Annotated in this window: 12 protein-coding genes; 6 read left to right on the top strand and 6 right to left on the bottom strand. The window is 75.0% G+C overall.

Features of this window, described 5'->3' with window-relative positions; genetic code table 11:
- Positions 1–136 precede the first annotated feature (136 nt).
- Positions 137–922 carry an esterase/lipase family protein gene (locus ACWIX3_RS12655; RefSeq protein WP_448612418.1) on the top strand — a complete coding sequence of 262 codons (786 nt, stop codon included), beginning with the start codon at positions 137–139 and terminating at the stop codon, positions 920–922.
- Here the strand turns inward: ACWIX3_RS12655 and ACWIX3_RS12650 are convergent.
- The 4 genes from ACWIX3_RS12650 to ACWIX3_RS12635 form a co-directional block, all read right to left on the bottom strand.
- Positions 870–1,640 carry a glycerophosphodiester phosphodiesterase gene (locus ACWIX3_RS12650; protein ID WP_448612417.1) on the bottom strand — a complete coding sequence of 257 codons (771 nt, stop codon included), beginning with the start codon at positions 1,638–1,640 and terminating at the stop codon, positions 870–872. The genes ACWIX3_RS12655 and ACWIX3_RS12650 overlap by 53 nt on opposite strands.
- A gap of 150 nt (positions 1,641–1,790) precedes the next feature.
- Positions 1,791–4,421: a Na+/H+ antiporter NhaA gene (gene nhaA / locus ACWIX3_RS12645; RefSeq protein ID WP_448612416.1), complete on the bottom strand. Its 2,631-nt coding sequence runs from the start codon at positions 4,419–4,421 to the stop codon at positions 1,791–1,793.
- Entirely contained in the window at positions 4,418–5,932 is a 1,515-nt protein-coding gene (locus ACWIX3_RS12640) for an MFS transporter (protein WP_448612415.1), read from the bottom strand. Before ACWIX3_RS12640 ends, nhaA begins: the two co-directional genes overlap by 4 nt.
- Positions 5,933–5,936: 4 nt before the next feature.
- Entirely contained in the window at positions 5,937–6,665 is a 729-nt protein-coding gene (locus ACWIX3_RS12635; RefSeq protein ID WP_448612414.1) for a glutamine amidotransferase, read from the bottom strand.
- Positions 6,666–6,817: 152 nt separating this feature from the next.
- On the opposite strand from ACWIX3_RS12635, the gene ACWIX3_RS12630 reads away from it, so the two are divergent.
- From ACWIX3_RS12630 to ACWIX3_RS12615, 4 genes are all read left to right on the top strand, one after another.
- A complete protein-coding gene (locus ACWIX3_RS12630; RefSeq protein WP_448612413.1) occupies positions 6,818–7,075 on the top strand; it encodes a hypothetical protein in 258 nt (85 codons plus the stop codon).
- Between the two features lie 113 nt (positions 7,076–7,188).
- A complete protein-coding gene (locus ACWIX3_RS12625) occupies positions 7,189–7,902 on the top strand; it encodes a hypothetical protein (protein ID WP_448612412.1) in 714 nt (237 codons plus the stop codon).
- A gap of 16 nt (positions 7,903–7,918) precedes the next feature.
- Positions 7,919–9,715, top strand: a complete 1,797-nt coding sequence (locus ACWIX3_RS12620; protein ID WP_448612411.1) for a fumarate reductase/succinate dehydrogenase flavoprotein subunit — start codon at positions 7,919–7,921, stop codon at positions 9,713–9,715.
- Positions 9,716–9,788: 73 nt separating this feature from the next.
- Entirely contained in the window at positions 9,789–10,604 is an 816-nt protein-coding gene (locus ACWIX3_RS12615) for a succinate dehydrogenase/fumarate reductase iron-sulfur subunit (RefSeq protein ID WP_448612410.1), read from the top strand.
- A 119-nt stretch (positions 10,605–10,723) separates the two neighbouring features.
- On the opposite strand, the gene ACWIX3_RS12610 is transcribed toward ACWIX3_RS12615, so the two are convergent.
- Both ACWIX3_RS12610 and ACWIX3_RS12605 read right to left on the bottom strand, forming a co-directional pair.
- Positions 10,724–10,942, bottom strand: coding sequence for a hypothetical protein (locus tag ACWIX3_RS12610; RefSeq protein WP_448612409.1), 219 nt, complete (start codon positions 10,940–10,942; stop codon positions 10,724–10,726).
- Positions 10,943–11,003: 61 nt separating this feature from the next.
- Entirely contained in the window at positions 11,004–11,525 is a 522-nt protein-coding gene (locus tag ACWIX3_RS12605) for an anthrone oxygenase family protein (protein ID WP_448612408.1), read from the bottom strand.
- Between the two features lie 205 nt (positions 11,526–11,730).
- Between ACWIX3_RS12605 and ACWIX3_RS12600 the strand changes: the two genes are divergently transcribed.
- Positions 11,731–13,362, top strand: a complete 1,632-nt coding sequence (locus ACWIX3_RS12600; protein WP_448612407.1) for a glycoside hydrolase family 13 protein — start codon at positions 11,731–11,733, stop codon at positions 13,360–13,362.
- Positions 13,363–13,443: the final 81 nt, after the last annotated feature.

The following is a 13,443-nucleotide window of genomic DNA, read 5'->3' as shown; positions in this document are numbered from 1 at the left end:
CAGCCCCGGGCCGTCCACGGCCCGGCGACGCGGACCGGCGTGGTCGCCCGCACGGCCCGGGGCCGACGAACCGGGTGAACCCGTCCACTCCGGCCCGCAGGTGGCGCCCGACCGGCGTCCGGGTGAGCCTCGACGCATGGCGCCTCCCGACCAGCCCTCCGCCCGGCGTCGCCGGCTGCTCGCGGCGACCGAGCCCGCCCGCGCGGTGGTCAGCGCTGGCGCGCTGGCGGCCGGTCTGCCGCTGCTGCGCCTGGCCCCGCGCGGCGAGCCGCACCCGGTGCTGGTGCTTCCCGGCCTGATGGCCTCCGACGTGTCGACCGTGCCGCTGCGACGCTGGCTGCGTGGGCTGGGCTACCCGGTCGTCGGCTGGGAGCTGGGCCGCAACCGCGGCCCGACCCCTCAGGTGGTCGAGGCACTGCCGGGCCTGGTGGAGCGGCTGGCGGACCGGCACGGGACGCCGGTGAGCATCGTCGGCCAGAGCCTCGGCGGCATCTTCGCCCGCCGGCTGGCGCTGCGGGTGCCCCGGCAGGTGCGCCAGGTCGTGACCCTGGGCTCACCGTTCCGGCTCGTCGAGCGCCCGGATGACGACAGCCCGGGCGCCCGCGTCCCCCAGCGCTACCGCCACCTGCAGGGCAGCAGGCGGATCTCCTCGGCGCGCGGCGGGGTGGCCGGGTCGCTGCCGGTGCCGAGCACGTCGGTCTACTCCCGGTGGGACGGCATCGTCGACTGGCGGGCCTGCCTGCAGGACGAGGGCCCGCGCAGCGAGAACGTCGCTGTCCACGCCAGCCACCTGGGCATGGGGCACGACCCCGCCGTCCTCTGGGTGGTGGCCGACCGGCTGGCGCAGACGCGCGAGGGGTGGCGGCCGTTCACCCCGCCGACGCGCGGGGGGCTCGGCCGACTGTTCCCCTCCGGTGGGTGACGAGCCCGGGCGCGTCGGTGCACAGCAGGTCCAGGCCCCGCCGGTCCAGGCCGGCAGCCTCCTCCGGGTCGTCGACGATCCCTGCGGCGACCCCGAGGCCCATCCCGTGCAGCTCCCCGACGACAGCGGGGTCCCGGCGCACGTGCCGGACGGAGAGGTGCAGCTCGGTCAGCCCCCGGCGCCGGGCCCAGGAGGCAGCCGCACGCGGGTCCTGCCACGGCTCGAGGATGACCGCGCCGCCCACGGTGCCGCGCCCGGCGAGCAGCCGGGCGCTGTCGGTGTCGAAGGAGGAGGTGGTCACCCGGTCGGCACCCGGCTGCCGGCGTCGCCGATCGGCGAGCAGGGTGGCGAGCAGGGCGGCGGTGCGCAGACGGTCGCTGCCGACACCGGCCTTGACCTCGGTCACGACGTGCGCGCGGTGCGCGGCAGCCAGGGCCAGCGCCTCCCCGAGCCGGGGGACGTGCGCGCCGCCGGGCAGCCGCAGCGCCCGCAGCTCGGGGTACGGGGTGTCCGCGACGAGCGGGCCGGTCCCGGTGCCGGAGCCCAGGACCCGGCCGAGGTCGGGGTCGTGGGCGAGGACGAGGACGCCGTCGCGGGTGGCACGCACGTCGACCTCGACCCCGTCGGCGCCCGCCTCGAGCGCGGCGCGGATCGCCGGGAGGGTGTTCTCGACGTGCTGGGGACCGGTGGGCGTGCCGCGGTGGCCGATGACGCGCATGGCGTGGACGCTCGCCGTCCAGCGGGTCGGCGGATCGACCGGCACCTGCCGTGTCGGTGACCCGGCAGTGAAGATCCCGGATCGGTCGGTCCGGGCGGACGTCGCCGGTACGGCAGGGCCGGCGCCCGGGGAACCCGGGCCCGGCGCCGCTCAGGCGCCGGCCGCGACCGCGGCGAGGACCTCGTCGTCGGTCGGGTTGCGCAGCACCCGGCCCTTCCGCCAGACGACGACGGGCAGGTCCTCCTCCGAGATCCCCAGCTCGGCCAGCAGGACCGCGCCGTCGCCGGTGCTCTCCAGGTCGACGAAGGTGGCCGCCAGCCGGTGCTCGCGGGCGAAGTCCTGCAACCGCCGGCTGTCCGGTGACCCGCCCCGTCCGACGATGCGCAGGTCGGCAGCGAGCTCCAGGAGCATCGAGCGGCGCAGCAGGAAGGCCCGCAGCACCTGCTCCTTGAGCGCCGGGTCGGCGGTGAAGACCTGCCGCAGCTGCGCGCGCTCGACGCGCAGCACCTCGGCCGGCTGCAGCACCAGCGCGGTCAGCGACACCGGCTGGCCGCTGAAGAGGTCCAGCTCGCCGAGGAAGCGGTGCGGCCCGTGCACCGAGATGACCCGCTGATCGGGCCGGCCGTGGTCCTCCACGATGGCGACGGTCCCGGAGATGACGACGTGGAAGGCGTACCCGGTGTCGCCCTCGCGGAAGAGCGTGTCCCCCGGCGCGCAGTGCAGCCGGGTGGCGGAGCGCTCGACCAGCGCGATCTGCTCGTCGGTCAGCCGGGGGAAGGCGCCGTCCCGGTCGGGCGTCTCGGGCAGGTCGGCCGGCACGTATGCAGGCACGTCGACCGTCTCCGGGCGCAGCTCACCGCGCCGTTGACCGAGCGCCGGCAGCACCAGCCCGGTCAGTCCGTCGTCGCTCGACGGCGGCAGGCCCTGCTCCCCCGCGGCGGCCAGCAGCGCGGCGGCCAGGGAGTCGGTGTCGAAGGGGCCGGTGTGCCGGCGGCCGTTGACGAAGAAGGTCGGGGTGCCGGTGACGCCGCTGACCTCGGCCGACTCGACGTCCTCCTCGACCCGGCGGGCGAACCGGCTCGACCCCAGGTCCCGGGCGAAGCGGGGCACGTCGAGCCCGGCCGCCGCAGCGTGCTCCAGCAGGTCGTTCGGCATCAGGCGGTCCTGGCCGGCGAACAGCCGGTCGTGCATCTCCCAGAACCGGCCCTGGGCCCCCGCCGCCTCGGCGGCCTCCGCGGCCAGCCGGGCGTGCGGGTGGACGTCGACCAGCGGCACGTGCCGGAAGACGTAGCGCAGCCGGTCGCCGAACCGTTCCCGCAGCTCCTCGACGCTCCCGGTGGCGCGACCGCAGAACGGGCACTCGAAGTCGCCGTACTCGACCAGGGTGAGCGGCGCGTCGGCCGGCCCCCGGACGTGGTCGCGCTCGACGTCGACCGGCGGGTCGAGCAGCACCGGTCGCGCCCCGGCCCCGGGCGGACGGCGGCGGTCGGCCAGCCGGAACAGCGCCCAGCCCAGCAGCCCCGCCAGCACCGAGGCGACCAGGACGCCGACCCGCGCCTGGTCGGCCCGCGCCTCGTCGTCGAAGGCCAGGTCGACGATGAACAGCGAGATGGTGAAGCCGATGCCCGACAGCGCGGACCCGCCGGCCAGCTGCAGCCAGGTCAGCCCGGGTGCCAGCTCGCCCAGGTGCAGCCGGACCGCCAGGCCGGTGCCCAGCAGGATGCCGACGAGCTTGCCCAGCACCAGCCCGGCGACGACGCCGAGGGTGACCTGCGAGGTGGCCGCGGTGCGCAGCGTCTCGCCCGTGAGCGGCACGCCGGCGTTGGCGAGGGCGAACACCGGGACGATGACGAAGCTGGTCCACGGCTGCCACAGCTGCTGCAGCCGCTCGCTGGCCGACACCGACCGGTCGATCGACAGCCGGGCGGCGCGGGCGAACTCCGGGTTGGGCGACTGCTGGTAGGCCCGCGTCCGCCGGGCGGCGTCCTCGACCTCCTCCCGGCGGGCCGGGTAGGCGGGCGTGAACAGCGCGATGACCACGCCGGCGAGGGTGGGGTGGACGCCGGAGAGGTACATCGCCACCCACACCGCGATGCCGAGCACCAGGTACGCCGGGCCGCGCCAGACGTTGAGGTAGCGCAGGCCGATCATGAGGGCCAGGCCGAGCACCGCCAGGACGAGCGGGCCGACCGCCAGGTCCTCGGTGTAGAAGAGCGCGATCACGGTCAACGCACCGACGTCGTCGGCGATGGCCAGGGTGAGCAGGAACAGCCGCAGCTGCGCCGGGCAGGCCGGCCCCACCAGGGCGAGCACGCCGAGCAGGAACGCGGTGTCGGTGGAGATCACCACACCCCACGCCGAGGCCGCCTCGTCGCCGAGGGTGAACGCGACGTAGACCAGCGCCGGCACCGCCAGGCCGGTGATCGCGGCCAGCGCGGGCACCGCGGCCCGCCGCCGGTCGGTGAGCTCGCCCATCACCAGCTCGCGCTTGATCTCCAGCCCGACGACGAAGAAGAAGAACACCATCAGGCCGTCGTTGACCCAGTGCTGCAGGTCCAGGGCCAGCTCGGCGCCGGCGAAGCGGACGGCGAACTCGGTGTGCCAGAAGCCGTCGTAGCTCTCGCCCCACGGCGAGTTGGCCCACAGCAGCGCGGCCACGGTGGCGACGAGCAGCAGCCCGGCGCTGCCGGCCTCGGTGCGCAGCCGCTGCCGCAGCGGGGCCACCCGCGCGAGCAGGCCCGCTCCGCCGGACGTCGACTGGCGGGTGGCGCTCGTGCTCACCGCATCCCCTCTCCGCTCGTGGCCGGGTGGACCTGCGGCCCGGTGACGCCGCAGTGCGGACACTCCTCGAGCGGCAGCCGCTGCCGCGGCCCGGGCTCCGCCGTCCCCAGTGGTCGGCGGACCAGCACCGCGGCCGTGAGCGCGCCGGAGACGAGCAGCCCGGCGCAGGCCAGCATGGCGGTGCGGAACCCCGTGGCGAAGGCCGCCGGGTCGCCGACCCCGGTGCCGCCGAGCCCCGCCAGGGCGGGGACGACGGCGACGGCGAGCAGTCCGGCGGCACGCGCCACGGCGTTGTTCACCCCCGAGGCGACGCCGGCCAGCCGGTCCGGCGCGGAGTCCAGCACCGTCGCGGTCAGCGGCGCGACGAGCAGCGTGAGGCCGGCGCCGAACACCGCCGTCGCGGGCAGCACGTCGGTCAGGTAGCCGGCGTCCGGGCCGATCCGCGCCATGAGCAGCACCCCCGCGGCGGCCACGAGCGGCCCGGCGGTGAGCAGCGGCCGCGGGCCGACTCGTTGGGCCAGCGCGCCGACCCGCGCGGAGAAGGCCAGCATCAGCGCGGTCACCGGAAGCACGGCGGTGCCGGCCGGCAGCGGGTCGTACCCGGCGACCACCTGCAGGTGCAGCACCAGCAGCACGAAGACCACGCCGAGCGCGGCGTAGACGAGCAGGGTGACGGCGTTGGCGGCGGTGAACTGCCGGGAGGCGAACAGCGCCGGGGGCACCAGGGGCGCCGGCGAGCGGCGCTGGACTGCGGCGAAGGCGGCCAGCGCGACCAGCCCCGCCGCCACCCAGCCCCAGACCCTTGGGCCGCGCCCGGGCTCGCCGGCAGCGGTCAGGCCGTACGTGAGGGCACCCAGGCCGGCGGCGACCAGCGCCGTCCCGGACCAGTCCAGGTGCTGCGCTGCCTGGGGGTCGCGCGACTCCGGCACGTGCCGCACCGCCACGGCGACGACGACCGCCGCGAGCGGCAGGTTGAGCAGGAAGACCAACCGCCACTCGATGCCCACCAGCCAGCCGCCGAGGAACGGCCCGACCGCGCCGGCCACCCCGCCCAGCCCCGACCACGCGCCGACGGCCGCGGCCCGGTCGGCGCCGGTGAAGGACGCCGAGATCAGCGCCAGGCTGCCCGGGGTCAGCAGCGCGCCGCCGACGCCCTGCAGCGCCCGGGCGGCGACCAGCGTGTTGACGTCCGGAGCCAGACCGCACACCAGGGACGCCGCGGCGAACCACACGGTGCCGGCGACGAACACCCGCCGCCGGCCGAACCGGTCGCCCAGCGAGCCGCCCATGAGGATCAGCGAGGCGAGGGTGAGGGTGTAGGCGTTGACCGTCCACTGCAGGCCGGTGAAGCCGGCGTCGAGCTCGGTGCCGATTCGCTCCAGCGCGACGTTGACGACGGTGGCGTCCAGCATCGCCAGGCTCGACCCGAGCACGGTCGCCAGCAGCACCCACCGGCCCTGCGGGGTGCCCATCCGCAGGCCGCCGTCCGGCACGACCGGTCCCCGGGTCACCGGCTCAGCCGTACCGGGCGACGAAGTTGGCCAGCACCCGGCTGGGCTCGGTGACCACCACCTGGCTGACCCGGGCGATGAGCTCCTCCATCTCCGCGGGCGGGAAGTAGCCGGCGTGCTGGTAGACCCGCACCCGGGTGACCACGCCGGCGACGTCGAGCTCGGGGTGGAACTGGGTGGCGTAGACGTTGCGGCCGACCCGGAACATCTGCACCGGGCAGCCGGCCGACGTCGCCAGCAGCTCCGCCGACGGCGGCAGCACCCGGCAGGCCTCCTTGTGCCCGACCAGCGCGTCGAACACCTCCGGCATCCCGGCCAGCAGCGGGTCGGCGCGGCCGGCGTCGGTCAGCGTCACGGGCACGCAGGAGACCGGCTCGCCGTGGGTGCGGTCGACCACCCCGCCCTGGTGGACGCCGAGGGTGCCGATGCCGTAGCAGGCGCCGAGGAAGGGCAGGTCGCGGGCGACGACCTCGTCGAGCAACCCCGACAGCTCCGCCTCGATCCGGTGCTGGACGGCGGACTTGTCCTCGGCCGGGTCGCTGGAGTTGAACGGCCCGCCGCCGAGGAGGACCCCGGCGTAGTCGTCGAGGTCCAGCTCCGGCAGCGGCCCGGCCTCCAGCCGGATCCGGCGCAGCTGGTGCTCCTCCAGGCCGGTGGCGCGGAGGAAGGCGGCGTACTCGTCGTCCGCGGCCTCGTCCTCGGGCCGCGAGGCCAGCAGGAGGAAGGGCCGCACGGGCGTTGATGCTAGGCCGCCGGGCACGTGGGGGTCGGTGCCGGCGGGCGGGCGCGCCCGCCCGCTGCCGAACACCTTCCGCGGGCCGGGCTTCCGTGGTCGACTGCGCGGACCGTCCTCGGCGGCGGTGGAACCGGCACCTGGAGGCAGCGATGTCCCTGGAGCAGGACGTGGCGGCGGCCCGCCGGGCCGTCGACGCGCTGGAAGACGCGTGCACCCCGCTCTCCCGGTACTTCGGGGACACCGTGGACGCGCGCCGGCTGAGGGTCGACGTCGCCCGGCTGCGCGACGACCTCGCCCTCCTGTGCGGCGCGGCGCGCACGGCCCCCGGCGCCCCGGGCTCACCGGCCGTCGTGTGGGACGACGGCTACGACCCGGGACCCGGCGGGTCCGGCCGCAGCGTCCGGTGACGACGACCGCGCCGCGCGGGACCGGGGCGGCCTCTCCAGGACGCGGCGGCGGAGGGCCGGCGCCGGGCCGTGCGGCCATCGCGGCGCGGACGCTCCGGACGGACCGGTGGTGGGTGCAGCCGCTGATCACCGTCGTCGTCCTGGTGCTCTTCATCGCGTACTCGACGTTCCGGGCGTTCCAGAACGCGCACTACTACGCCTCGCCCTACATCTCGCCGTTCTACTCGCCGTGCATCACGACGCGGTGCGAGGGCGACAGCTTCCCCGAGTTCTTCACCGGCCCGGCCTGGATCTCCCCGGCGATCTACATCCTCGTGCTGCCACTGGGCATCCGGCTGACCTGCTACTACTACCGCAAGGCCTATTACCGGTCGTTCTGGCTGTCCCCGCCCGCGTGCGCGGTCGCCGAGCCGCACCGCCGCTACACAGGTGAGACCCGCTTCCCCTTGGTCGGGCAGAACGTCCACCGGTACTTCCTCTACGCCGCGCTGCTCTTCAACGTGATCCTCTTCTACGAGGCCTTCCGGGGATTCCGCGACGAGACCGGCGAGTGGGGCCACATGGGCCTGGGCACGGTGATCCTGCTGGTCAACGCGGTGATGCTGTTCCTGTACTCGGTCTCCTGCCACTCCTGCCGGCACATCGTCGGGGGCCGGTTGAACACCTTCTCGAAGCACCCCCTGCGCTACAGGGCGTGGACGGCGGTGTCGAAGCTGAACGCCCGGCACATGCAGTACGCCTGGATCTCGCTGTTCACCGTCGCGTTCGCCGACTTCTACGTCTTCCTGCTGGCCACCGGCACGATCAGCGACCCCCGGTTCTTCTGATGACGGAGATCTCCTGATGGAGCTCGAGAGGCACAGCTACGACGTCGTTGTCGTCGGAGCCGGCGGCGCGGGCCTGCGGGCCGCGATCGCCGCGCACGAGGCCGGTGCGCGTACGGCCGTCGTCTGCAAGTCCCTGCTCGGCAAGGCGCACACCGTCATGGCCGAGGGCGGCATCGCCGCGGCGATGGGCAACGCCTATCCCGAGGACGACTGGCGGGTGCACTTCCGGGACACCATGCGCGGCGGGAAGATGCTCAACCACTGGCGGATGGCCCAGCTGCACGCGCAGGAGGCGCCCGACCGCGTGCGCGAGCTAGAGGACTGGGGCGCGCTGTTCGACCGCACGCCCGACGGGCTGATCAGCCAGCGCGACTTCGGCGGCCACCGCTACGCCCGCCTCGCGCACGTCGGCGACCGCACCGGGCTGGAGCTGATCCGCACCCTGCAGCAGCGCACCGTGGCCCTCGGGGTGGACGTCTACATGGAGTGCACGGTCACCCGGCTGCTGACCGACGCCGAGGGCATCACCGGCGCGTTCGGCTACTGGCGCGAGTCGGGGCGGTTCCTCGCCTGGGAGGCGCCGTCGGTCGTGCTGGCCACCGGCGGGATCGGCAAGGCCTACAAGGTCACCTCGAACTCGTGGGAGTACACCGGTGACGGGCACTCCCTGGCGCTCCAGGCCGGCGCCGGCCTGGTGAACATGGAGTTCGTCCAGTTCCACCCCACCGGGATGGTGTGGCCCCCGTCGGTGCGCGGGATCCTCGTGACCGAGAGCGTCCGGGGCGACGGCGGCATCCTGCGGAACTCGGCCGGCAACCGGTTCATGTTCGACTACATCCCCGACTTCTTCCGCAAGGAGACCGCGGAGACCGAGGACGAGGCCGACCGCTGGTACGACGACAAGAAGAACAACCGCCGCCCGCCCGAGCTGCTGCCCCGTGACGAGGTCGCCCGGGCGATCAACAGCGAGGTCAAGGCCGGGCGCGGCTCGCCGCACGGCGGGGTGTTCCTCGACATCGCCAGTCGGCGCCCGGCCGAGTACGTCCGCCGGCGGCTGCCGTCGATGTACCACCAGTTCAAGGAGCTGGCCGACGTCGACATCACCGCGGAGGCGATGGAGGTCGGCCCGACCTGCCACTACGTGATGGGCGGCGTCGAGGTCGACCCGGACACCGCCGCGGCGTCCGTCCCGGGGCTGTTCGCGGCGGGCGAGGTCGCCGGGGGCATGCACGGGTCCAACCGGCTGGGCGGCAACTCGCTGTCGGACCTGCTGGTCTTCGGCCGGCGCGCCGGTGCCGCCGCCGCCGAGCACGCGGGGAAGCGGGCCGGCCTGGTCGCGCTCCGCGAGGAGGCGCTGGCCGAGGCGGCGCGTGCGGCCCTCGAACCGTTCGAGCGGGAGGGTGGCGAGAACCCCTACGCGGTGCAGTCCGAGCTGCAGCAGACGATGCACGACCTGGTCGGCATCATCCGCACCGCCCCGGAGATGGAGCGCGCGCTGGAGCGGATCGCCGTCCTGCGCCAGCGGGTCGCAGCGCTGTCGGTGGAGGGGCACCGGCAGTACAACCCCGGCTGGCACCTGGCGCTGGACCTGCCGCACCTCCTGGCGGTCAGCGAGTGCGTCGCGCGGGCCGCGCTCGCCCGCGAGGAGAGCCGCGGCGGGCACACCCGCGACGACTTCCCCGCCGCCGACCCCGGGTGGGCGCGCCTCAACCTCGTCTGCACCCGGACCCCGGACGGCGGGGTGGCCGTGGCCCGCCAGCCGCTGCCGGAGATGCCACCGGAGCTGGCCGAGGTCTTCGAGGAGCAGCCGTGACCGAGCTCGCGAGGGCACGCAGGGACACAGCACCGCCGGGCACGAGCGCGACGAGCGGCAGCGGGGAGGGCACGTGACCGAACCGGGAGAACCGAGCCTCGGCGCGGTCGACGAGGGCCGGCGAGGGAGCCGCGGCGGCTACGACGCCACCTTCCGCGTCTGGCGGGGCGACGCCTCCGGCGGGGAGCTGCAGACCTTCACCGTCCCGGTGAACGAGGGCGAGGTCGTGCTCGACGTCATCCACCGCCTGCAGGCCACGCAGGCCGGTGACCTCGCCGTCCGGTGGAACTGCAAGGCCGGGAAGTGCGGGTCCTGCAGCGCCGAGGTCAACGGGCGGCCCCGGCTGATGTGCCTGACCCGGATGAGCACCTTCGCCGAGGACGAGACGGTGACGGTCACCCCGCTGCGGACCTTCCCGGTCATCCGCGACCTCGTCACCGACGTCTCCTACAACTACGAGAAGGCCGCGCAGATCCCGGCGTTCACCCCCCGCCCCCGGGACCCCGACGGCAACCACCGGATGCAGCAGGTCGACGTCGACCGGCCGCAGGAGTTCCGGAAGTGCATCGAGTGCTGGCTCTGCCAGAACACCTGCCACGTCATCCGGGACCACGAGGAGAACAAGGCCGCCTTCGCCGGGCCGCGCTTCCTCATCCGGCTCGCCGAGCTCGACATGCACCCGCTCGACGTCGTGGACCGGCGGGACGCGGCGCAGGCGGAGTTCGGCCTCGGCTACTGCAACATCACCAAGTGCTGCTCCGAGGTCTGCCCCGAGGGCATCCACCTCACCGACAACGGGATCATCCCGCTCAAGGAGCGGGTCGTGGACCGGAAGTACGACCCGCTCACCTGGCTCGGGTCGAAGATCCGTCGGCGCCGCCCGGACTAGGGAAGCGTCCCCCGGCCTCCCCGTCGCGTACCGGCCCCGTCCGGGGCACCGCCCCGAGCTGGCGAGGGGCGGGGCGGACGGGCCCTCCCACGAGCGGTGGGGAGCAGGGAGGTCCTCGCTCAGTCGTCCTGCTGGGCGGCGGCCCGGCGCTCCGCCCCGGTCTCCCCCGCGTAGCCGACGTCCTGACCGGCCACCCGCCCGACGAAGTCGGCGGACCCACCGGTGCCCGTGGTGCCCGACGCGTCGGGCTCCTCGCTCTCGCCGCCGGTGGCCCGGGTCAGCGCCTGCGCGTCGTCGCGGTCGACGTCGTCCTCACCGGGCCGGGGATCGGGGTCCATGGCCACCCTCGGTCGTCGCGGGTCCTGGGCTGACGGACTGCTCGGGGCCGGGCGAGCGGCCTCACTCCACGTGGTCCCCGCCCCGGGCGCCTCGCAAACGCGCCGGGCTACGGCGGCCGACCCGGTCCCCGGCGTCGACGAGCGCCCTCGCGGCGGCCACGGTGGCCGCGAGCCCCAGGACGACCCGGACGTGGTGCCAGCGCGCCCATCGGCGGAGCAGCTCCGTCGTCTCGGGGTCGGTCAACGTGCCCGCGGTGAACCGGTGGTTGGCCGGCTCGTTCACCGTGACGGTCACGGCGATGACGCCGGCGGCAGCTCCCGCTGCTGCCACTGCGGCTGGAGCGCCCCGCCGTCCGCCGGCCACCCGCGCCGCCGCCGACGCCGTGCAGGCGAGTCCGGTGGCGGCTCCCAGGGGCACCAGCAGCGCCCGGAGACGACCGGAGTGGGCCGTGAACCAGGCGCGGAACTCCGCGGGGGGCGAGGCCCGCCAGAACGGGACCAGCACCACCTCGATGAGGACCATCCCGCCCGTCAGCACACCGGCGAGCACTGCGGACACGAGCGCGAGCGGTCGCGAGAGCACGGACCGACTGTCGTGGACCCCGGGCCGCGGGACCAGACGATCGCGCACGGGACACCTCCCGGCGCGTCGGCCGGCACCTCGTACGGCACACCAGGCGCGGGCGTCACAGGCGAGCTGGGTGGTTGGCGGGATCTGCCAGCGGCCCCTCACCAATTCGTGGGATCTGCCGCACAGGCTCCGCGCCGGATGTGCCGATGGTGGCGGCATGGCACGCCGCCTCTCCCTCGCGAGGACCCAGACCCGGCGCCGGGTTGCCCCCGCGGCCGCGCCCGCCCCCTGGTGGCGGGACGCGGTCGTCTACCAGGTGTACCTGCGCTCGTTCGCCGACAGCGACGGCGACGGCATCGGCGACCTGCGCGGGCTGCGGCAGCGGCTGCCCTACCTGTCCTGGCTCGGCGTGGACGCGGTGTGGATCAACCCGCACTACCCCTCGGGCGGCGCGGACGGCGGCTACGACGTCGTCGACTACCGGGCCGTGGACCCCGACTACGGCGACGTGTCCGACCTCGAGGCGCTGGTGGACGACGCCCGCGGGCTGGGTCTGAAGGTCGTGCTGGACGTCGTCCCCAACCACACCTCGGACAAGCACCCGTGGTTCCGGGCGGCGCTGGCCGACCCGGACTCCCCCGAGGCCGCGCGCTACCACTTCGCCCCGCCGTCGGAGGAGCCGCCGAACAACTGGCAGTCGCTGTTCGGCGGGCCGGCCTGGTCGCGCACCCCGGACGGGCGCTGGTACCTGCACCTGTTCGCCCCGGAGCAGCCCGACCTCAACTGGCGCGACCCGGTCGTGGCCGAGGACTTCGAGCGGACGCTGCGCTTCTGGCTCGACCGCGGCGTGAGCGGCTTCCGCGTCGACGTGGCCTACGGCCTGTACAAGGACGCCGGTCTGCGGGACAACCCGGGCAGCTACTCCCCCACGCTGTTCGGCCACGGCCCCGAGCAGGCGATGACCTGGAACCAGCCCGAGGTGCACGACGTGTGGCGCCGCTGGCGGTCCATCTGCGACGAGTACCCCGACACCATGCTGGTCGGCGAGGTCTGCCTGGCCGACCTCGAGCAGGTCGCCCTGTACTCCCGGCCCGACGAGCTGCACCAGTCGCTGTCGTTCCGGCTGCTGAAGTCACCCTGGGCCGTCGCGCCGTTCGCCGAGGCGATCACCAGTGCCCTGGACGCCTACGGGCGGGTGGGCGCGCCGGTGTCGTGGGTGCTGGGCAACCACGACAAGGAGCGGCAGGTCACCCGCTTCGGCGGCGGCGAAGTCGGTACCGCCCGGGCCCGCGCCGCGGCGCTGCTCACCCTCGCGCTGCCGGGCTCGGCCTACCTCTACGCCGGCGACGAGCTGGGCCTGCCGCAGGCGCACGTTCCCGACGAGGCCAAGCAGGACCCGATCTTCCACCGCAGCGGCGGCGCCCGCGCCGGGCGTGACGGCTGCCGCGTGCCGATGCCGTGGAACCCGACCGACGGCGTCGGCTTCTCCCCCGACGGTGCAGCCGAGCCGTGGCTGCCGATCCCCGCCGACTGGGGCCGCCACGCGGTCTCGGTACAGACCGGGCAGGGCGGCTCGACGCTGACCCTGCACCGGCGGGCGCTGGCGCTGCGCAAGGCGCACCCGGCGTTCGCCTCGGGCGCGGCGACGGTGACCACCCGCGGGGACGTGCTGACCATCCGCTCGGTCGGCGGCGGCGAGGCGGTGCGCTGCGTGGTCAACATGGGCGGCGAGACGGTGCTCGCCGGCTGCCCCGGCCAGGTGCTGCTGGCCTCCACCGCGGCGGTCCGGCGCTCCGGCGGCACGGTGGCGCTCCCGCCGAACAGCGCCGTCTGGGTGCTCGAAGACTGAAGGAGGACCCCCTGCCCCCGCCGCTCGCAAGCTCGCGGCGGGACCCTGCAGGGGGCCGTTCCAGCACGTCACCAGGCTCGC

This window comes from Geodermatophilus sp. URMC 60 (genome assembly GCF_053502585.1).
This window is presented reverse-complemented; position numbering and strand designations above follow the sequence as displayed.

Coding starts and splice junctions, on each gene's coding strand:
- ACWIX3_RS12655 (WP_448612418.1), top strand. CDS start 137: ATGGCGCCTCCCGACCAGCCCTCCGCCCGGCGTCGCCGGCTGCTCGCG.
- ACWIX3_RS12650 (WP_448612417.1), bottom strand. CDS start 1,640: ATGCGCGTCATCGGCCACCGCGGCACGCCCACCGGTCCCCAGCACGTC.
- ACWIX3_RS12630 (WP_448612413.1), top strand. CDS start 6,818: ATGTCCCTGGAGCAGGACGTGGCGGCGGCCCGCCGGGCCGTCGACGCG.
- ACWIX3_RS12620 (WP_448612411.1), top strand. CDS start 7,919: ATGGAGCTCGAGAGGCACAGCTACGACGTCGTTGTCGTCGGAGCCGGC.
- ACWIX3_RS12610 (WP_448612409.1), bottom strand. CDS start 10,942: ATGGACCCCGATCCCCGGCCCGGTGAGGACGACGTCGACCGCGACGAC.
- ACWIX3_RS12600 (WP_448612407.1), top strand. CDS start 11,731: ATGGCACGCCGCCTCTCCCTCGCGAGGACCCAGACCCGGCGCCGGGTT.